General features: G+C 35.0%; 20 protein-coding genes and 1 pseudogene. 1 reads left to right on the top strand and 20 read right to left on the bottom strand.

Annotated elements, in window-relative coordinates:
- Positions 1 to 7: 7 nt before the first annotated feature.
- Together PY770_RS02555 and PY770_RS02550 are read right to left on the bottom strand one after the other, a co-directional pair.
- On the bottom strand, positions 8 to 1,519 hold the full coding sequence (locus tag PY770_RS02555) for a TPM domain-containing protein (RefSeq protein ID WP_275046061.1): 1,512 nt from the start codon (positions 1,517 to 1,519) through the stop codon (positions 8 to 10).
- A 19-nt stretch (positions 1,520 to 1,538) separates the two neighbouring features.
- Entirely contained in the window at positions 1,539 to 2,189 is a 651-nt protein-coding gene (locus tag PY770_RS02550; protein ID WP_275046060.1) for a redox-sensing transcriptional repressor Rex, read from the bottom strand.
- A 106-nt stretch (positions 2,190 to 2,295) separates the two neighbouring features.
- Here PY770_RS02550 and PY770_RS02545 point away from each other — a divergent pair, with 106 nt between their 5' ends.
- Positions 2,296 to 4,272, top strand: a complete 1,977-nt coding sequence (locus PY770_RS02545; protein WP_156843392.1) for an ABC-F family ATP-binding cassette domain-containing protein — start codon at positions 2,296 to 2,298, stop codon at positions 4,270 to 4,272.
- A gap of 27 nt (positions 4,273 to 4,299) precedes the next feature.
- Here the strand turns inward: PY770_RS02545 and PY770_RS02540 are convergent, their stop codons facing one another.
- The 18 genes and pseudogenes from PY770_RS02540 to dnaX form a co-directional block, all read right to left on the bottom strand.
- Positions 4,300 to 4,902, bottom strand: coding sequence for a DUF1648 domain-containing protein (locus tag PY770_RS02540; RefSeq protein WP_275046059.1), 603 nt, complete (start codon positions 4,900 to 4,902; stop codon positions 4,300 to 4,302).
- Positions 4,899 to 5,168, bottom strand: coding sequence for an autorepressor SdpR family transcription factor (locus PY770_RS02535; RefSeq protein ID WP_014081794.1), 270 nt, complete (start codon positions 5,166 to 5,168; stop codon positions 4,899 to 4,901). The genes PY770_RS02540 and PY770_RS02535 overlap by 4 nt, the downstream gene beginning before the upstream one ends.
- 85 nt (positions 5,169 to 5,253) lie before the next feature.
- Positions 5,254 to 6,294, bottom strand: coding sequence for a tRNA (adenosine(37)-N6)-threonylcarbamoyltransferase complex transferase subunit TsaD (gene tsaD, locus PY770_RS02530; RefSeq protein ID WP_041817643.1), 1,041 nt, complete (start codon positions 6,292 to 6,294; stop codon positions 5,254 to 5,256).
- 19 nt (positions 6,295 to 6,313) lie between these two features.
- Positions 6,314 to 6,913, bottom strand: coding sequence for a GNAT family N-acetyltransferase (locus PY770_RS02525; protein ID WP_056958076.1), 600 nt, complete (start codon positions 6,911 to 6,913; stop codon positions 6,314 to 6,316).
- Positions 6,897 to 7,622, bottom strand: coding sequence for a tRNA (adenosine(37)-N6)-threonylcarbamoyltransferase complex dimerization subunit type 1 TsaB (gene tsaB, locus PY770_RS02520; RefSeq protein ID WP_103434388.1), 726 nt, complete (start codon positions 7,620 to 7,622; stop codon positions 6,897 to 6,899). The genes PY770_RS02525 and tsaB overlap by 17 nt, the downstream gene beginning before the upstream one ends.
- Before the next feature lie 12 nt (positions 7,623 to 7,634).
- Positions 7,635 to 8,378 (bottom strand): acyl-[acyl-carrier-protein] thioesterase, encoded by a 744-nt coding sequence (locus PY770_RS02515; protein WP_139554945.1) that lies wholly within the window; start codon positions 8,376 to 8,378, stop codon positions 7,635 to 7,637.
- A 9-nt stretch (positions 8,379 to 8,387) separates the two neighbouring features.
- Positions 8,388 to 9,272 (bottom strand): 16S rRNA (cytidine(1402)-2'-O)-methyltransferase, encoded by an 885-nt coding sequence (gene rsmI, locus PY770_RS02510; protein ID WP_275046058.1) that lies wholly within the window; start codon positions 9,270 to 9,272, stop codon positions 8,388 to 8,390.
- A 5-nt stretch (positions 9,273 to 9,277) separates the two neighbouring features.
- Complete coding sequence (locus tag PY770_RS02505; RefSeq protein WP_014081788.1) at positions 9,278 to 9,604, bottom strand: DNA replication initiation control protein YabA; 327 nt, start codon at positions 9,602 to 9,604, stop codon at positions 9,278 to 9,280.
- A gap of 5 nt (positions 9,605 to 9,609) precedes the next feature.
- On the bottom strand, positions 9,610 to 10,638 hold the full coding sequence (gene holB, locus PY770_RS02500) for a DNA polymerase III subunit delta' (protein WP_014081787.1): 1,029 nt from the start codon (positions 10,636 to 10,638) through the stop codon (positions 9,610 to 9,612).
- Positions 10,638 to 10,964 (bottom strand): cyclic-di-AMP receptor, encoded by a 327-nt coding sequence (locus PY770_RS02495; protein WP_056958086.1) that lies wholly within the window; start codon positions 10,962 to 10,964, stop codon positions 10,638 to 10,640. The genes holB and PY770_RS02495 overlap by 1 nt, the downstream gene beginning before the upstream one ends.
- Before the next feature lie 9 nt (positions 10,965 to 10,973).
- Entirely contained in the window at positions 10,974 to 11,615 is a 642-nt protein-coding gene (tmk, locus tag PY770_RS02490; RefSeq protein ID WP_275046057.1) for a dTMP kinase, read from the bottom strand.
- A gap of 113 nt (positions 11,616 to 11,728) precedes the next feature.
- Positions 11,729 to 13,660, bottom strand: coding sequence for an ABC transporter ATP-binding protein/permease (locus tag PY770_RS02485; protein WP_275046055.1), 1,932 nt, complete (start codon positions 13,658 to 13,660; stop codon positions 11,729 to 11,731).
- 143 nt (positions 13,661 to 13,803) lie between these two features.
- Positions 13,804 to 14,574, bottom strand: a complete 771-nt coding sequence (locus PY770_RS02480; protein WP_275046054.1) for a MerR family transcriptional regulator — start codon at positions 14,572 to 14,574, stop codon at positions 13,804 to 13,806.
- 107 nt (positions 14,575 to 14,681) lie between these two features.
- Positions 14,682 to 15,578 (bottom strand): annotated as a pseudogene (locus PY770_RS02475) (GRP family sugar transporter).
- A 136-nt stretch (positions 15,579 to 15,714) separates the two neighbouring features.
- Entirely contained in the window at positions 15,715 to 15,960 is a 246-nt protein-coding gene (locus tag PY770_RS02470; RefSeq protein WP_014081782.1) for a YaaL family protein, read from the bottom strand.
- Positions 15,961 to 15,969: 9 nt separating this feature from the next.
- Positions 15,970 to 16,569: a recombination mediator RecR gene (gene recR, locus PY770_RS02465; RefSeq protein ID WP_014081781.1), complete on the bottom strand. Its 600-nt coding sequence runs from the start codon at positions 16,567 to 16,569 to the stop codon at positions 15,970 to 15,972.
- 13 nt (positions 16,570 to 16,582) lie between these two features.
- Positions 16,583 to 16,903, bottom strand: coding sequence for a YbaB/EbfC family nucleoid-associated protein (locus tag PY770_RS02460; protein WP_081462397.1), 321 nt, complete (start codon positions 16,901 to 16,903; stop codon positions 16,583 to 16,585).
- A gap of 13 nt (positions 16,904 to 16,916) precedes the next feature.
- Positions 16,917 to 18,644 (bottom strand): DNA polymerase III subunit gamma/tau, encoded by a 1,728-nt coding sequence (gene dnaX, locus PY770_RS02455; protein WP_103429186.1) that lies wholly within the window; start codon positions 18,642 to 18,644, stop codon positions 16,917 to 16,919.
- Positions 18,645 to 18,691: the final 47 nt, after the last annotated feature.

Below are 18,691 nucleotides of genomic sequence, written 5' to 3'. Positions count from 1 at the left end.
ATTGTGATTAAAAATTAAATCCGCCACCATCATCATCGCCAGACCCACCGAAACCACTTCCGAAGTCAGAAGCGTCAAATCCTGAATCTCCACCAAATCCACCACCAAATGGAGGAAAATTATCATCATGCCAATCAGAATTGGAATGACTTAATAAACTAAGTGCTCCCAATAACAGAGCAGTGTTCACTAAGCCATTGGTTACAAAACGTTTCTTTTGCTCATCTGATAAATCATTGATGTATTGATCTGGATTATGAATGCCAGCTCTTTTCATTTTAGCACGTAAACTAGCATCATTATCAATCTGGTAGTGCAAAGTTGCATCTGCCAAACTAATTTCTAAGGCATTTTGTAAACTAGTTTGAAATTCAGCGGTCGTAGCTGGTAAACCGAACCAGGTTAACTGGGCAATTTGGCGAACGGTATCATTCACAAATTGATTTACATCGCCTGGAAAATGATGTTGCACGGCATACTGCTGAGCTGCTTGGACCACAACTTGAAGATTTGCTTGTTTCCGTTGTTGCAGTTGCGTTTGATAACTTACTAGTGTTTGACTGGAAATTAGTTGTTGCTGATAAAGCGGATTGCCCTTTTCCATTTCTAACTTAGGATTTTGAGCTAAACTAATTGGCTGTTTTAAATGAAGCGAGTTTAACAAATACCACCATTCCGGATTACTTAAGTGTCTGATGTTAAAACTTTGATTTTGTTGCAACTCATCCGTTACAAATTGATTTAAACTTTTTAATAATTGATTGTCCGTAATTCCTGTTTTAGCAAAGCGTTGCTGTACTAAGGTATGCTGATCCCGATTCCGAAGCTTGGGAAAAACTAACTTAGCTACTGCGAAACCAACTAATCCAAAACAAATTGCTAAAAATAAAATGAATGCCACACTTGCTTTGTTTCTTTGTAAGACAGCTGCTGCACTATTATCTTCAATTCCCGGAGTCGCAGATTGTGAATCATTCACATTATTCGGCTGACTAATTTCACTTTGGTGCACGGCTAAATATTGATAAACCTGATTAGTTAGCTGACTCACCCCTAGATTGTAATCATGCTGCTGAAAAGCTTGCTGAATTTTCTCATTGACTAAGCTAGATTTCGCCCCATCTGGTAAAGCTGCTTCTAATCCAGTACCAACTTCCAATCGATTAACGTGATCTTTGGTATCAATCACTAACAACATCCCGTTATTCCAACCTTTTTGACCAATTCCTAACTTTTTCATTTGATCATGGACATAATCTTCAATGCTACTTTCCCCATTGGGCAGACCATTAAGCGTAATTACCGCTAATTGAGGGTGGCCTTTAATTTTTTTCAAGCTAGTCTTGTTGAGATGATCAATTTGATTAATTGTCGTTTGATTTAGGACCTGGGCATTATCTTTTACCCACGCTGATTCATGAATTCCATCAGCCTTAACAGCTTGAAATCCAATAAAAAAGACAAAAAATGATAATAAAAAAAGAGCTACGGTAAAATATTTTTTAATTGGCTCGCACAAATAAATTACCCCCACTCTTTTATTCGTCTTCATCACTCTTTTTATCATAATGATCGATAAAATAAATTAAAGTTTGAAGCTCATTAGTTAAGTCAACATTATGAACCCGAATTCCAGCTTGTACGTTTAAACGAATTGAAGTAAAATTCAAAATTCCATTAACGCCAGCTTGAGCCACTTGATTAGCGACTTCTTGAGCAACGTTTGATGGAACCGTCAAAATCACTACGCTAATTTGTTGTTCCTTTAACTGAGCGACAATTTGATCCATTGGATAAATGGGAACTCCACCTTGAATGGTGTTAATGTTTTTGGGATTCGTATCAAAAGCTGCTGAGATACGAATATTACTGTCTTGATGAAAATTGAAGTTTAATAATGCATGTCCCAAATTACCGACCCCAATTAAAGCAACATTGGTTAATCGGTCTTGATGAAGAATATTTTTGAAAAACTCAATTAAATCATCAACATCATAACCGTAACCTCGCTTACCTAAGGCACCAAAATATGAAAAATCTCGTCTAATTGTTGCAGAATCAACGTGAATTGCTTCCGCTAATTCATTTGATGAAACCCGATCTTTTCCACCATCATGGAGAATGTTTAAATAACGATAATAAAGCGGTAACCTTTTAGCGGTGGCACGTGGAATCTTGGTCTCTGTCATTGCCTTTTGCTCCTTAAAATTTAAATATCTTTTACACTATATCTTACCATAAAACTAAAGTTTGTGAAATTTGAACTTTTTAAATTCACAAGCCATTAGCGATAGTATGGTAAAATTGACAGAGAAAGAAGGCGATTTTGTGATTATTTTACAAGCAAATAATCTAACCAAGAGATTTAATGGTGAACCCATCTTTTCTGATCTTAGTTTAACGATTAATTCTAATAGTAAAATTGGGTTGGTAGGCCAAAACGGAGCTGGTAAATCAACACTTTTAAAAATGCTAGTCGGTGAAACATCTCCGAGTGAAGGCACTATCAACCAAAAGAAAAATTTAACGATTGGTTACCTTCCCCAAAATACAGGCTTACATTCTGACCGCACCATTATCGCTGAAATGCGATTAGCTTTTTCGACGATTATTCAAGAAGAAGCCCAACTTCACAAACTTGAAGAACAAATTAGTGATCCTAAAATTAATAGCAACCCTGCTAAATTGGCTGAAGTATCAAAAACCTATGATCAATTACAAGCAGATTTCACATTAAAAAATGGTTACGGTTATCGTGCTGAAATCCGAACCGTTTTAGCTGGTTTTAGTTTTTACGAAGCTGACTATGAACGAAACATCAGTGAGTTATCTGGTGGACAACAAACACGGCTCGCTCTAGCAAAACTCTTGTTGGAAAAACCAGATTTATTGGCGCTAGATGAACCAACGAACCATATTGATATGGAAACGACAGCGTGGCTTGAAAATTATCTTCAATCATATAATGGAGCACTCTTAGTAATTTCCCATGATCGTTATTTTATGGATAAAGTAGTTAACGAAATCTATAACTTAGATCACGGAGTCATGGATTACTATAAAGGTAATTACACGCACTACGTTGCTGAAAAAGTCCACCGTCAAGCAATTGCGGAAAAAAACTTTGAAAAGCAACAACGGAAAATTAAAAAAGAAGAAGAGTTCGTGCAAAAAAACATTGCGCGAGCTTCAACTACTAAACGAGCTCAAGCACGGCAAAAGCAACTTGATAAAATGAACGTGATCAATAAGCCTAAAGCAACGCATGGAACCGCCCACTTCCGTTTTACTCCAGAAAGAAAAAGTGGAAACGTAGTCTTAGATGTTGATGATTTAGGCGTTGGCTATGACGACGTTGAATTAAGTTATCCAATTAATTTACATTTAAAAAATCATCAACGGATGGCGATCTTTGGTCCCAATGGAATTGGAAAATCGACCTTTTTAAAAACAATTTTGGGTAAATTATCGAAAATCCGAGGAACCTTTCAATTTGGAACTGGCGTCAGCGTTGGTTATTACGATCAACAACAAGCAAGTCTTCATCCTGAAAAAGATGTTTTACATGAACTCTGGGATGATTACCCTACTATTCCAGAAGGTGAAATTCGTTCAATTTTAGGAAGTTTCCTTTTTAGTGGATCGAGTGTTGAAAAAAGCGTGGCAAACTTATCTGGTGGTGAGCGGGCTCGGCTTCTCTTAACTAAATTATCCATGAATAAAGATAACTTTTTAGTACTGGATGAACCCACCAACCATTTAGATATTGATAGTATTGACGTCTTGGAAAAGGCCCTCTTGAACTTTGCGGGAACAATTTTATTCATTTCCCATGATCGCTATTTCATTAACAGATTAGCAACTGATATCATGGAACTTGGTGCAGACGGTTCCAAAATTTACATGGGTAATTACGATTACTATGCGGCCAAAAAAGCCGAAGAAGCTGAAATTGAAGAGCATGAAAACGAAACTAACCCAACCGTTACCAAAGCTGAACCAGTTTCTGACACCAAACAACGTTATCAAGCTAATAAAGCCGCTCAACGAGAAAAAAGGAAATTAACGCGTTTAATCGATGAGTTAGAAACCAAGCTGACCAAAATTGATGACCAAAAAAGTGAAATTGAACAAGCAATGACATTACCAGAAAACTATAATGATAATGAAAAGAGTCAGGCATTACAAACTCAACTCGATGAAGTCACAAAAGCACAAACTGCAGCTGAAACCAAGTGGGAAAATGCTAGTTTGAAATTAGAAGAATATTAAAAAATAAAGAACCCAATCCTGGGTTCTTTATTTTTTTAGGACATTAATTATCACGATGACTAAAGTGCTTAGCATGATTCCAAAAGCAACTTTGCTTGAAAATAAAACAATTAGTAACATCAAGAGTCCACCGAAGAAAAACGATTTACCTAAAACTCGTTTGGTTCTATTCCAACTAAGCTCAGTTCCGCGATAAAAAGGATGCGTTTGTTTTTCAAATTGATATGAAACGGTTGGAAGATAGTTTCCAATCAACATGAACATCATCCCCACGATGATTATCGCCATTTCAGTCGTGTGAACTGCAAAGCCCAAATTGTAATAAATGATTGATCCAGTGGTTAAAATACTAATTAAAGGAATTAACCATAATAAATTACTAAATTTAACGTTAGAGTTTGGGGTCCTTTTAAGTGCATAAATGGTTAGGAAAATCACTAAGAAGTCTAGCAAAATAAATAAAACTGGCATGCCAATTACTGCCACTCCTTTATTTAAATAGCCATTGGCGACCCCCTTAAAATGGGTCGCCATTTTATTTGGTAAATTTTGACAATAATACATTCCCAACATTAATGGAAATAGACTTAAAATGACCATAATCCATGCAGTGCGTTTTGCTTTTCTCATTTTGTTCCTCCCCTTAATTCTGCAAACCAATGCAAAATATCCTCAAAGACGGTGGTATTCAAACTATAATAAATGAAATTTTTAACTTTGGTTTCAGTGACAAAACCCGACTGTTTCAATATTTTTAAATGATATGAAACGGTCGCGTTCGTCAAGGCAAATTCATCCGCAATTTCACCAGCTGTTTTTGATCCCGTCTTTAAATTTTCTAAAATTTGGCGACGAACGGGATCAGCTAACGCCTTCATCGACTCATTCATTCCCATTTTAATTCTCCATAACTATTTAGATGATTATCTAAATAGAGTTTAAAATAAAAGCAGTTTGAAGTCAATCTCAAACTGCTCAAGCTTATTGGGCTTCATTTGCTTCCCATTCAAATTCTAAACCGGGATCAGCATTTAACGACATATCTGCTTTAGCACCATGACGTTGCAACATTTCCGCTGCAGCACCAATCATAGCCGCATTATCCCCACAAAGTTTTAAGGGAGCTTTGACAAACTCAATGTCGCGTTTACTTAATTCTTGGTCTAATTTTTCCCGTAAGCCTCGATTAGCAGCGACTCCACCAGCCAAAATAAATTCTTTAGCTGGATATTTGTCTAGCGCCCGCATTGCCTTAGCAACTAACACATCTGTAACTGCATTTTGGAAACTAGTTGCCAAATTAGCATGATCTAAGGTTTCGCCCACTTGATCGGCATGATGCACGGTATTAATGAAGGCACTCTTCAATCCGCTAAAACTAAAATCAAAGTTATCGTCTTTCATCATTGCTCGAGGAAAATCAAACGTGTCTTGGCCTTCATGGGCTAATTTATCAACGGTTGGTCCAGCTGGATAATTAATCCCCATGACCCGTCCAATTTTGTCGTAAGTTTCGCCAGCAGCATCATCACGAGTTTCCCCGATAATTTTAAATTCTCCTTCTTGAGGCATCCAAACTAATTCCGTATGCCCACCAGAAACGACTAAAGCTAGGGCCGGAAATTCAATTGGATGTTCAAAATTAGTGGCATAAATGTGTCCGACAATATGATTAACCGGAATCAATGGTAAATGATGAGCCCATGCCACTACTTTAGCAGCTGTAATTCCGACTAATAACGATCCAACTAATCCTGGTCCATATGTAATTGCCACACCTGTCAAATCAGCATAGGTAACATGAGCTGATTCTAAGGCCTTATTGATACAAATCGTAATTTGTTCAATATGATGACGACTAGCAACTTCTGGAACTACTCCTCCAAAGCGTTGATGACTTTTAATCTGAGTCGCCACAATATTAGTTAATATTTCAGTTCCATCTTTAATCACAGCGACACTAGTTTCATCACAACTAGTTTCAAATGATAAAATCAAACTTGTTTGTTTAGCTTTATCCATCTTATTTATTTCACCACTTTTATCTTCCAAAGTTTTTTGAACCAATGTAATTAATTTTATTTAAGTGTAATTGTAAACAAACAGCGTCACTACCATCTTTATAAAAGTCTGGTTTAATCCCGGCCTGTACAAAACCTAAATCTTTAAAAAGATCTTGCGTTTTAATATTTTGTACACGGCAAGTCATATCAATTTGTTTTAAGCCCATTTGCCGAGCACGTTGTACAACCGTTGTTACTAAGAAATAACCTAATCCTTGTCCTTGAAGACCAGGTTTGATTGCCAAATTTTCAATATGGGCACATTTTTCATCGCGACAAAGTGAAATACAAATAAAACCAACCAATTCATCATTTTTCCGAAGAATTAAATAAAAAGAATTTTTGCTATTTTTTAATTCATCTAAAAAGCGAGCTTTACTCCACTTCATTTCACTACCATAGGCATCTTGGTCAAGCTTCAGAATTTCAGGAACATCCGTCATCATTCCCTTACCTAGGAAATATTTAATATCACTAATGGTAACGATTTGATTTTTAAATTGTAAAGCTTCATCAATTTTTTCTTCTTTACGCTTTCGTTTATATTTTAAATAAAGTTGCTTACACTTGTTCAACATAAGATTCGTGACCTTCTCCTGGATGTAATTTTTGCCAATCTGCTTCTGCTTGAGTTAAACGAAGATACTTTGGCACTAGGCTATCAATATCTGTCAATGGTAACTGCTTTTCTCCATAAATCCCTAATTGGGCAGCTTGTGGAAGATTATCAATTCCAACCATTTTTTTAAAATGATTACCAAAAATAGTTTGTAACCGATCTGCATATTTGTCAACATCTTCACCTAAGAAAACAATTGGTTCGTCATACTGCTTAACTTGTGCCACAAAATCATCGAAAGCAACATGTTGATCAGGAATTACTTCGATTGGACCGTTTGCTGATGTCCGATAAAGTCCCGTAAATAAAATATCATTGCGAGCATCAAAAAGTGGCATCACTAATTGACCTTCTTTTTGGACATTTAATGCTAACGTTAACAAACTGGAAACCGATACTAATTCAATCTGGAGGGTGTCAGCAAGCACTTTACCAATAGTGACTGCGACCCGCAATCCGGTATATGAACCAGGACCATCAGCGACAACAATTCGATCTAAATCTTCTGGTTGTAACTTAGCTAACTTAACTAAATTTTCCACAATTTGCATCGCATAAGCTGCGTGTTTCCGTTGAGTCGTCATAGTTGTGGTTGCTAAAACCTTCTCACCATCTAAAACCGCAATTGAAAGCGGACGATTAGAGGTATCAATTGCTAAAACTTTCATTATTTCACTCTCTTAGTTTATTTTCTTCCAAGTAATTTCTGCCATCGAACAGGCTTTCCCATCGACCATAATTTGATGAACAGTGGTATTCCCATCATCAATAATATTTACTTCACTAGTGACTTGGTCACCATAGCGAACTTCATCTTCAAACTTAATGCTAAATCCAGTTGGAAGTCGACCCTTTTGAAAATCAAAGGACAACGTATCGCTCATCCAATTGATATATCTCGTATTGCCGACATGACCGTTAAAATCAATATCATTAAAAGTAACAGGAAATTTCATTTTTTTAGCATTATCAACATCAAATTTATGTAATTTATGAAGTCGTTCAAGACGTTTAACTTTTTCACTTCCATAAGGTGTAACTGCTGATTCAGGAATCCGCACCATTTTTCGAGTAGTCAGGTTCATCATCACCCATAAGCTTTTTACTTCTACTAAAATATGGCCGTCCATATCACGAATCCAAAAATGACGATTAGCAAAACTCTTGGTATAACTAGTTCCTTGAGTTTGAAGTTTAACTGGTTGTCCCGCCTTAGGTAGCTCTTTGATATCTACATCATACTGAATGACAACCCAAGTAACTCCATTTTCTTGTACTTTCTCAGTTCCTAAATTAATTGCTTGGGATTGGTCTTCAGAGGCTTGAACAATCACATCTAACAAATATTGTAAGGTAATGGTTCCGTGAAGATTAGTTTCAAAATTAGTAATTTTATAATCTTCTGTAAAAATTTCTGCTGCCATGTTGACCCCCTATCCAATCTTATGAAATTGATTATAGACATCCTGGCGAACTAACTGATTGAGCTTAGCGACCTGTTTAATTGCAGCATTGGTTTTTTCACCAGAGTCAATCAATTTTTGCACTTGATCTTCAATACTTAATGCTAAAAGTGCGTCTTCATCAGCATTATCAACTAGGGTTCCATCTGGGTTTCCAGCAACCATAATCACAAATTCCCCACGAATTTGAGTATCTTGTGACCATTGTACTAAGTCATCTAGAGTTCCCCGAATGTACTCTTCATAACGTTTCGTTAGTTCCCGTCCTAAAGTTGCTTTTCGATTGCCTAATACTTTTTGTAAATTAACCAAAGTTTTCTTCAATCGATGTGGTGCTTCATAAAAAATCAGAGTTGGTTTTTCTTGAGATAATTCCTCTAATTCAGCTCTTTGTTCTTTCGGTTTACGATTCAAAAAGCCATAGAATAAAAATGGCTGGGGGCTTAATCCAGATGCAATTAAACTGGTCATTCCGGCACTTGGACCAGGAATGCTAACAACGGGAATCCCCATTTCAATACAACGTTCTACTAACTCATGTCCCGGGTCACTAATTGAAGGCATCCCAGCATCACTGACTTGACCAATATTTAAGCCATCTTTCATTTTTTTAATTAATTCTGGAATTCGTGACTCTGTATTATGTTCATGAAAACTAATTTGTTTTGTTTTAATTTCAAAATGATTTAAGAGCTTTTGGGTATTGCGAGTATCTTCAGCAGCAATTAAATCTACTTCTTTTAATAAATTAACTGCTCTAAAAGTCATATCCTCTAAATTACCAATGGGAGTCGGAATTAAATATAACTTACCTGTATCATGCTTTTCAAAACTCATTTGCGTGCGTAAAGTCATTTTATTTACCTTTCTCCATAGATAATTTGAGTACAAAAAATACAACTTTCATCTTGCAACCGTCGTTTCCCATACGATTCGTTGCATACATGAAATCCCTGATTATATAACTTTTCCAAAAGTTTCTTAGATTTCGAAAGTTCCTGAACTCCTTCATTTTTTTTGCCGGAATTTTCTAATAATTCTCGCAAATGTTCATTTTCAATTTTTAATTCTGAATTTTCTTCAAGAACAGCGTTAATTTGTTCACGCAATTCTCCAATTTTAGTAACCATTTGTTTAAATTGAACGGATAATTTATCCATTCCATCATTCATTTCATTAATATCCAATTTGGCTACTCCTTAATTTGATTCAAACAATCCAACGTAATTACTTCCAAAATATTTTGAAAACTAACATTAATTTGTTGTTTTTTAGCACTTTCAAGGATGTCATCAATGATACAAATCAATTGATTATCCGACAAATGATTGGCCATCTGACTAATTAAATCATAAATATTTCCAAACGCTAACTCACTAGCCGGAGTATTTTTGAATTTAACGTTAAAAACATCTCGAAAAATCAAACACATCATCTCAATTGTTACTTTTTGATCTTCACGATCACGTAGTAACGGTAAGAAATTGGTTTGAATTAACGTAAATGCTTGATAGTCGCCTTTTGATAACATACTAAACCACGACTCTACTTGTTGTTTCATAGAAATCAACCAATTATCTTCACATAAACGATCGATAAACATTACGTCACTAGTTAATTGTAAAACTAAATTAAGTGCTGTTTTAGTAAGTTGCTTACTTTCTGCATATTTTATCAAAAGTTGGGAGTCAATTTTAGGAAATTCAACCAATTGGGTCCGCGACTGAATCGTTGGTAAAATTTTGTGATAGTCATCCGTTAAAAGAAATGAATTGACGTTGCCAACCGGTTCTTCAATAAATTTCAATAAACTGTTAGCGGCCCCGTTAGTCATCAAGTCAGCTCCATTAATAATGAAAACTTTGCGATTTCCTTCCACGGCACTTTTGGAAAATTCTTGTTTCAAAGTCCGAATTTGATGGACTTTAATACTTTGTCCCTCAGGTTCCACTAACATCACATCAGGATGTTCATTTTTAGCAATTCGTACACACTCATTGCAAGCCCCACAAGGCATTCCATTTGGTTGAACATTTTTACAAAATAGACGCATTGCAACTGTTTTAGCTAATTCAAGTTTTCCTAATCCGGCAAAACCAGAAAATAAATAGGCATGACTTAAATCTTGATCATGAACCACCTGCATAAAATGTTTAGTTAGTTTCGGTTGGGTAAGTTCTGCTTGTTTAATTAATTTTGTTGCTTCAGTTTCTGTCATCATTAGAAGCGGTAAAAACTATCCATGGGAAGAACCATGACCGTTGCTCCACCCACTTGAACTTCAACTGGATAAGAAGTGTCACTAATACTTCCTGGCAACTCAATTGCAGGCGTAACGTATTGATCACGAGCTTGACAAGATTCTTTAATAATATCAAGCACTTCTTGAACTCGTTCTTCATCAATCCCAATCATAAAAGTTGAATTTTTTGCTTTCAAAAAACCACCTTTAGTTGGTAATTGAGTAAATGTTATTTTTTTATCATTTAGTGAAGCTTGTAAAGTTGAAGCATCTTTTTCTTGAATAATTGCCAGCATTAATTTCATGACTATCTCCTAATTAAAATATTCTGGAACTCGTGATTTAATCAACTTTAAAACATCTGCTACGACCTGGTCAATTGGTTGACTTGCATCAATTTTTACAATTTGATCAGGGTGTTCCTCCGCCATTTTTTCATACGCATCATGAACTTTTACATAAAAGTCATGGTGTTCTCTATCTAAACGATTAATTTCATTGGTCCGATGTTGCATAATTCGATTTAAACCAACTTCAATGGGAACATCAAAATAAATCGTTAAATCCGGTTTTAAACCATTTGTAGCGAATTGATTTAAATCCCAAATTGCTTGTTCGCCAATCCCACGGGCAGCACCTTGATAAGCAACTGAACTTTCAACGTACCGATCACAAAGAACTAACTTTCCAGCATCTAAAGCTGGAATAACTTCCTCAATTAGATGTTGGCGTCGGGCGGCAGCAAACAATAACGCTTCTGTTTTAGCATCCATACTATCATTTTTACTATCCATAATAATATTACGAATTTCTTCAGAAATAATATTTCCACCAGGTTCACGGGTTGTCATTAATTGATTGCCCAGTTGTGGTTTGATCTTTTTAATAATTTCATTTAAGGCCGTGGTTTTTCCAGCACCTTCACTACCTTCAAAAGTAATTAGTTTTCCGTTCATGCTTCACCATTCCTATCGTTTCTTACGTTAATTTAATTGTACTTTAAGTTAAATTCAATGTCTATTTTCAGCCAAACAAAAAAAGACTAAAATATTAGTCTTTTTTGTATTTTCTATTCAGCACTTAAACTGACTACCGGATCAACTTTAGCTGCTTTACGAGCTGGAGCTAAGGCAGCAAGTAAACAAATTACCACTGAAACAACAATTCCAAAGATGGCATTGCCGGCTGTAATTTGCACGAGTGAGTAATGGACCGCAGATTCAGAAACATGATTAATTCCAAATTCTATTAAGTAACCAATTACGTCAGCCAAAATTGCAGCAAATAATCCAATAAAGAATGATTCAAAAATAAAGAGATCTCGGATGTTTCGTTTGGTAAATCCTAAGGCTCTCAAAATTCCAATTTCTTTCGTTCTTTCAGAAACACTAATGTAAAGAACTACAATAATCATAATAGCCGATACTATTAAAGAAATGGCTGCAATGGCAGTTAATACTGAAACTGCAAGATTTACATAAGTATTCAATGTGGAAACAATACTTCCAGCACCAGTAATCATAAGATTATGCTTACCTTGACTGTTCTTGATTGATTTAATTGAATCTTGTACTGGTTCAACATTTTGTACTCCACCTGCAATATCAACGGCTAAGAAGTTTGGTTTGAAGGTTAAGTGGTCAGCTTCAAACATTGATTTCAAAGTGTCATATGAAATTGATGATCCCTGTCCATCAGTAACTCCACTAACCTTAACTTGTCTTGAAACAATTTGTGGTTGTGAATTTTTGCCGACAACATTTACATATAAGGAAATAGTTTTCCCCTTCATGGCATACGGATGCTTTTTATTTAGCTTTTCGGCGTCACTTTTACTAATTAAGATTTCATCTTTACCAGGAACAGTCCCTGTTTTAAGGGTATTTTTCTTGATGGTGTTATTAAAAGTTTGTAAAAAGCTTAGACTAGCACTCTTGTTTCCATCTTTTAATTGACCACTACCCATAGCGTAGTATCCATTAGTAACCTTTTTAACATCTTTAATTTTTTTAATGCTATTAATATCGTGCTTACTAAAATTAACTTTAGAAGCTTGATCATCATTAGCCGTTTTCTCAGTAACTTGGATGGTATTAGGATTGATTTGGGAATAGATTTCATGATTAATGTAACCCTTAACTCCATTACCAAGTCCCAACATAATAATCACACTAAAAATACCAATTGAGGCACCAAATGTAATTAACAAGTTTCGTTTTAAATTATAAGTAAAATGATGCCATGCCATGACAGCAATTGATTTAGCACTCGCAACTTTTGCTTTAAAAGGACGTGGTTCATCTTTAACGGGAAAAGCTGGTTTCAATACTTTATCGTCATCAATAAGTCCATTAGCAAGATGCACAATTCGAGTTCCATAATCAGCTACGATTTGAGAATGAGTAACAGCTAATACTAATTTCCCATCTTTGGCAATGTCATTCATCAATTCCAAAATTTCATCGGTATTTTGTGCATCTAAGGCACCAGTTGGTTCATCAGCAATGATGATATCTGGATCAGATGCCAATGTCCGGGCAATGGAAACTCGTTGTTTTTGGCCTCCTGATAATTGGTTTGGATATTTGTTTTTATGATCTGCTAAACCAACTTTATCAAGTAATTCGTCAGTCCGTTCCAATTGTTGCTTATGAGAAAGAGTTGTCATCTCTAATGAAACTAAAACATTTTCCCGTACCGTTAAGTGACTAATTAAGTTAAAACTTTGAAAGATAAACCCAATTGTACTCCGACGATATTCGTCTAATTGTTTGGTTGTATCATGCTTTAACGATTTACCTTCAATTAAAACATCTCCAGAATAATCACTATCTAATCCTGCGATGATATTCATTAAAGTAGTTTTACCACCACCAGATTCACCTAGGATGGAAACAAATTCACCACGTTCAAAACTCAAGTTAATTCCCTTTAGAACTTTAAAGTCTTGGTTATCAACATGATATGTTTTTTTGATATCTACCAGTTGCAAATAAGCCATGCTTTTTCTCCTTTTGTAATGCAAGTTTACATTTATGTTATTGTACATGAACTATGAAATATGACTTATCACAAAACAATTTATACATAATTATTTTTTTATTAAGATAATTTATGATGTTTTTAATAGAATCTTATCTATAATTATTTAGCATAATTTCTTATTATTTTTGTTAAAGTGGCTGCAACATCGGTTTTACTTTGTGAATTATAATGTTTAGCAAAACGTTTATCAGTTTCATACAAAGTTGCCATTGCTAAGTGATAATCTTTTGTATATTTATCATTAAAAATTTTTAACCACTGTTGGTGTTGTTCAAATATAAGTTTGCCTAATTCACTATTAATTGGCAAATTACTTTCATTAATTTGATCTAAATTTTTAATCAAATCATGTTCTAAATCCTTACTAATCTGGTAATCTGATTCAGTTAAATTTTTGAATTTTTCTATTCCCTGCTGATGTTTTACTTCACCATACTTCTCACTGACTTCTTTTCCATACTTTTCTTCATTTTGCATAATCAACTCATTTTTAAAAACTTTAAATTTTTCTAAATTAGTCATATTAATTTCTCCTTTGTAGTATTTAACTGTTTGTTTTAAATTGTCTAATAAGATTTGTTTTCGTTTAACTTCTTTAGCAAGTAATGCTTGCTGATGTTCTAAAGAAACGACAATATTATAATCATCTGCATCAATCATGGTTTTAATTCTGGCTAATTCAAAACCAAATTGTTTAAAATATAAAATTTGTTGTAACCTATTCAGTTGCTTCAGATTATATTTTCGATAACCATTTTTATCAATCAAAGTTGGCTTTAATAAATCGATTTTGTCATAATATCTAATGGTTCTGGGAGTTATTCCTGATAAATTCGCTAATTGTGAAACCGTGACTAAGTCTTTTTTCATTTTTAATCCTCCTTTTATTTCAATATAAATGATGACGTAACGTTAATGTAAAGCACAAAATAAAAAGATCTCATCGTATCGATGAGATCTTCTTTAAAAATCATTTTTTAAGCATGAATAAAACTAATCATAATTCCACCAATAATTACTAGTGAAAGTCCTACAGCAATATAAATCATTTCACGTTTGGTCTTATTCTCATGAAGAACCACAATTCCACCAACTGTTGAAATTACCACACACAATTGTGACAAAGTAAATCCGGTTGCAACTCCATTAAGTCTAGTAGAAATTAGATAGAACAAGGCACCGAATCCAAAGAGAAATCCTGTAATAATGTTTTTATATGAAGTAATTTGTTTAAATGGATTAGTTTTGTTTTTGATCAACATACTAATTCCAAAAATGGTTCCCATAACTAACATTCCAATTGTTTGAGGTAAGAAAGCTTTAAACCCATCAGCATTTGAGACTTTCGGAAAAGCTGAATAACCAATGTATCCTAATGTACCAATAAACAAGATAAGAAGGCCGCTGGTCATATTTTTATTGATTTCAGTTTTTTCAGTAGCTGAGATTTGTTGAACATTTTCTGAACGTTTGGTAGTTAAAATAATCCCGCCAACAATCAAAATAATTGCTGCAAAACCAGAAAGTTTAGGCAATAATCCAGCCCATTCACCAAAGAAGATAATTCCTGTTAGTGAAGTTCCAACTAACTGCATTCCAGTTGAAATTGGCATTGTCCGTGATACACCCATTTTTTCAAATGCAATGTACTGGGTAAATTGGCCTAAAGTCCAAGACATTTCTGATAAGAAACACTAGAAAAATGAAGACATAGAAAGTTCAGGTCTCGTAAATGCGTATAATCCAAGGGCAATAATAAATGCCCCATATGTAGTTCCTAGTAATTGATTAACTGGTTTTCCACCAATTAAACTGGTTGCAATTGGAAGGATTCCCCAACCAAGTGCTGGAAGTAATGCAATTAAAATATTCACTAAAATCACCTTTCATTTATCTGTCTACTATAAATATCTACAATCATGCAAAGCATATCATAATCAGATCCAGAATTAAAATTGATAACTCAAATAAAAAACAGGTCCGTCAACAATGACGAGCCTGTTTGGCTACCTAATGATCATAGACATTAGATTGAATCCAATTATTTTTCAAGTTTCGTTTCCGAATTTGACGGTACATAAATTCATATTTTTGTTTTGCTAACTCTGTTTGCGCAATGATTTGATCATCTACATCAGCAACAGCCATTTGTGTTTGCTGCGCTTGATTCCAATCACGCTTTAAAAGATTAATCGACTTTAATAATTCTTCATCATAAATCTGTTTAAAATCTTTTCTTTTATTAAATCCAAACATTTGCATTCCTCACATCTCAGTCCGACCTTCAACTGCTTTGAACAATGTCATTTCATCAGCATATTCAATATCACTACCGACAGACAAGCCCCGAGCAAGTCGTGTTACTTTAATTCCAGCCGGTTTCAACAAACGGGCTAAATACATTGCCGTTGCGTCACCTTCGGGAGTTGCGTTAGTTGCCACAATTACTTCTTGAATTGCTTCATTTTTTTGTAAGCGCTGGATTAATGAACTGATATTAATATCGTCAGGTCCTTTACCTTCCATTGGCGAAAGTACCCCATGCAAAACGTGGTATAACCCTTTGTAATCTTTCATTTTTTCCATTGTAGCAACGTCTTTCGGTTGCTCGACAACAAGAATTTTTGATTGATCGCGATTAGGGTCAGCACAGATATCACATGGGTCATTTTCTGTGATATTGCCACAGATTGAACAAAATTTAAGCTTTTCTTTTGTATCAGTTAAAGCTTCAGCAAAATTAAGCACATCATCTTTGTTCATATCAATCGTATAAAAAGCTAACCGTGTGGCGGTTTTTTTACCAATTCCAGGCAAGTGCATATAACTATCAATTAACTTTGCAACTGGTTCTGGATATTGCATTTAATTTTCCTCTTTATAATCCAGGAATATTCATTCCTTGCGTAAATTGACCCATCTTACTTTGAGTAGTGTCATCAATCTTAGCTAAAGCATCATTCACAGCACTTAAAACTAAATCTGATAACATATCAGGATCATCTGGATCAATTGCTTCTGCTTTAATTTGCATATCTTTCATTCGACGGTTACCACCAAATGTTACAGTAACTAATTCTTCTGGTGAAACTCCTGTAAATTCACTGTTTTCGATTTCACTTTGTTGTGCTGCCATTTTCTTTTGCATTTCTTGGGCTTGTTTCATAATCTTACCCATGTTCATACCATTCATACCCATGTTAAGTTCTCCTTTAATTATCTTCTACTTTTACTATATCATTTCCAAATAATTCTTGGGCCTTTTCAACCGCTTCATTTTTGGTTTGTTGCTCTTCTGTTACATTTTCTTTTCCAGGTTTGGAATGTTTTTCCACTGGATTATTGGCTAAGTATTCTTTTCTAATTCCAGGCCACTCATCAATTGGAACAAATATAATGTCTGGAACTTTACCAAATACACGATCCATCGCGTTTTGTAACGCATCCATTAGATCATTATCAGTACCCGCTTTTTGATAAAGAAAAGCATAATCAAATGCTACTACGATTCCATCAGCACTTGCAGCTACTGGTTTTGAAACATGCATCAATGCCCTTTGAGTAACTGACAAGAGGTTCATAACATCATCCCATTGACTTTGATATGCAGTTAAATTAGCACGGGTTGCTGACCCTAAAACCTTAGAAACTCTTTCAAAATCAACGGTTGCTTTGGGATTGTCATTTTTTGTGGCGGTTTCTCGAGGAACTGGTTTAGTCATGGTTTGAACGGGGGCTGCGTGCTTAACTTGTTCTAACTGTTTGGTTAACGCATCAATTTGCAACTGTAATTTTGAAACAACTTCTGTATCAACTGTTTTTTTAACATTTGGTTGGCTGACTGGAGTAGTTTCCGCCGGTTGATTAGCCAATTTAACTGTCAAAATATCGAGGTAAACATCTGGATGATAAGTTGAACGCAATTGACGCTGTACATCATTCATTGTTTCTACATAATAATAAACCTTAGAAGATTTGACCTTCTCAGCAATTTCTTTGAAATCATCACCAAGCAAACCTAATTCACTAGCTTCAACCATTTCTGAATCTTGTTTGTATAACAAAATATTTTGGCAATAATTAATTAGATCTTCAATAAACTGACTGGCATCTTTTCCATTATTTAAAATCGCTTGGACTTCTTTTAAACCAACACTTACGTCACCGTTGATAATTGCTTGCATGTAAGCTTGCAAATCATCGCGAGCAACACTTCCAGTCACTTGTAAGGCACTGTCATAAGTAATTTCATCATCACTGTAAGAAAGCACTTGGTCCAAGATACTCAAAGCATCCCGCATTCCACCTTCAGCACTTTTAGCAATAACTTTTAAAGCACGATCATCGTACTTAATTTTCTTTGAATCTAAGATTTTCTCCATTTGTTCTAAGATATCTTTGGCTTGAATCCGTTTAAAGTCAAATCGTTGGACCCTAGAAATGATGGTAGCAGGAATCTTATGTGGTTCAGTTGTTGCTAAGATAAATATCACATGTTCAGGAGGCTCTTCCAAGGTCTTTAATAAGGCATTAAAAGCCCCAATGGAAAGCATATGAACTTCATCAATAATATAAACTTTATATTTTGCTTCAGTGGGAGCATATTTTGCCTTATCGCGAATGTTACGAATCTCTTCAACCCCATTGTTAGAGGCAGCATCAATTTCAATCACATCATTAAGTGAACCGTTGTTAATGGCAACACAAATGTCACATTCATTACAAGGTTCCCCATCTTTTAAATGTTCACAGTTAACCGCTTTAGCTAAAATCTTTGCAGTTGAAGTCTTCCCAGTTCCACGAGGTCCGTTAAACAGATAAGCATGGCTAATCTGGTCAGTTACCAAAGCATTTTTTAATGTTTGTGTAATGACCTGTTGACCAACAATTTCATCAAATCGTTGGGGTCTCCAGACCCGATATAAAGCTTGATAACCCATGAAGAACTTCCTTTCTTTTCGTTTTTAGACTGTTACTATTATAGCTT

This window comes from Fructilactobacillus sanfranciscensis, from assembly GCF_029023685.1.
Lineage (GTDB): Bacteria > Bacillota > Bacilli > Lactobacillales > Lactobacillaceae > Fructilactobacillus > Fructilactobacillus sanfranciscensis.
Note: the sequence above shows the minus strand (reverse complement) of the source record. Positions and strands in the feature narration are given on the sequence as shown.

Bases quoted from the DNA above. Each gene is read 5' to 3' on its own strand.
- holB (WP_014081787.1), bottom strand. From the start codon at position 10,638: ATGATGACAGAAACTGAAGCAACAAAATTAATTAAACAAGCAGAACTT.
- PY770_RS02535 (WP_014081794.1), bottom strand. From the start codon at position 5,168: ATGGGAATGAATGAGTCGATGAAGGCGTTAGCTGATCCCGTTCGTCGC.
- PY770_RS02470 (WP_014081782.1), bottom strand. From the start codon at position 15,960: ATGTTTGGATTTAATAAAAGAAAAGATTTTAAACAGATTTATGATGAA.
- PY770_RS02525 (WP_056958076.1), bottom strand. From the start codon at position 6,913: ATGTTGAACAAGTGTAAGCAACTTTATTTAAAATATAAACGAAAGCGT.
- PY770_RS02545 (WP_156843392.1), top strand. From the start codon at position 2,296: ATGGTAAAATTGACAGAGAAAGAAGGCGATTTTGTGATTATTTTACAA.
- rsmI (WP_275046058.1), bottom strand. From the start codon at position 9,272: ATGACTTTACGCACGCAAATGAGTTTTGAAAAGCATGATACAGGTAAG.
- PY770_RS02495 (WP_056958086.1), bottom strand. From the start codon at position 10,964: ATGAAATTAATGCTGGCAATTATTCAAGAAAAAGATGCTTCAACTTTA.
- PY770_RS02460 (WP_081462397.1), bottom strand. From the start codon at position 16,903: ATGGGTATGAATGGTATGAACATGGGTAAGATTATGAAACAAGCCCAA.
- PY770_RS02550 (WP_275046060.1), bottom strand. From the start codon at position 2,189: ATGACAGAGACCAAGATTCCACGTGCCACCGCTAAAAGGTTACCGCTT.
- tmk (WP_275046057.1), bottom strand. From the start codon at position 11,615: ATGAACGGAAAACTAATTACTTTTGAAGGTAGTGAAGGTGCTGGAAAA.
- PY770_RS02515 (WP_139554945.1), bottom strand. From the start codon at position 8,378: ATGGCAGCAGAAATTTTTACAGAAGATTATAAAATTACTAATTTTGAA.
- PY770_RS02480 (WP_275046054.1), bottom strand. From the start codon at position 14,574: ATGAAAAAAGACTTAGTCACGGTTTCACAATTAGCGAATTTATCAGGA.
- dnaX (WP_103429186.1), bottom strand. From the start codon at position 18,644: ATGGGTTATCAAGCTTTATATCGGGTCTGGAGACCCCAACGATTTGAT.
- tsaD (WP_041817643.1), bottom strand. From the start codon at position 6,294: ATGGATAAAGCTAAACAAACAAGTTTGATTTTATCATTTGAAACTAGT.
- recR (WP_014081781.1), bottom strand. From the start codon at position 16,569: ATGCAATATCCAGAACCAGTTGCAAAGTTAATTGATAGTTATATGCAC.
- PY770_RS02540 (WP_275046059.1), bottom strand. From the start codon at position 4,902: ATGAGAAAAGCAAAACGCACTGCATGGATTATGGTCATTTTAAGTCTA.
- tsaB (WP_103434388.1), bottom strand. From the start codon at position 7,622: ATGAAAGTTTTAGCAATTGATACCTCTAATCGTCCGCTTTCAATTGCG.
- PY770_RS02485 (WP_275046055.1), bottom strand. From the start codon at position 13,660: ATGGCTTATTTGCAACTGGTAGATATCAAAAAAACATATCATGTTGAT.